Here is a 617-nt window from a genome sequence, read left to right on the forward strand (position 1 = left end):
AACGCTATCGAACCGTCCAGCGAAGCAATGACATAATGCCCGTCCGGATTTTTACTGAACCAGATCTGTTCGCTCTCGAACAATACCGGTTCCTCATCGTCTTCATCGACTTCCGGCAGCGGGAACAGACGGCCCTGATCGTCGATATAGGCCAATCCCGCCGCATCGCGGATGATGCGTTGGCAGCCGGGTACGCTCCAGCCTTCGCCGAGCCAGCCGGTACCGTCTTGGTCGGAATAATAGCTGCGGCTCCAGACCAGTGGCAGGATGCCTTCAAAAGCAAAGTCGGTTTCACTCTCCAAAAACTTCAGCCCGTGTATCGGATTGACCGGGCGGCCGGCAGCGGCGGCGGCTTTGCAGGAAATACAGGGTTTGGGCGGCAGTTTCTTCTTGAACTTGTTGTTCATGTGGAACATATCGCCGGCGCGAATGATGTGGCGCTTGCGGATTTTAACCGAAGAGGAGTGCATCATCGGCCAGGCGGGTTTGGTGGCGGTGCGGGAAAGCACACCCTTGCGGCCCGGCAGGGCGGGTTCGTCACCGGTGGTGCGGTTGGTTTTACTGGCCTTAAAGACGAAGGCGGGCTTGCGGTTGAGGCGGACGTCTTTGGCGACGGT

1 protein-coding gene is annotated in these 617 nt (G+C 58.3%); it reads right to left on the reverse strand.

Annotated elements, in window-relative coordinates; translation table 11 throughout:
* Positions 1 to 617: DUF6531 domain-containing protein (locus HMPREF2572_RS13905; protein WP_148132350.1), on the reverse strand; the 617-nt coding region annotated here is incomplete at both ends.

Origin of the sequence: Neisseria sp. HMSC064E01 (assembly GCF_001808875.1) — a bacterium.
GTDB classification, from domain to species: domain Bacteria; phylum Pseudomonadota; class Gammaproteobacteria; order Burkholderiales; family Neisseriaceae; genus Neisseria; species Neisseria sicca_A.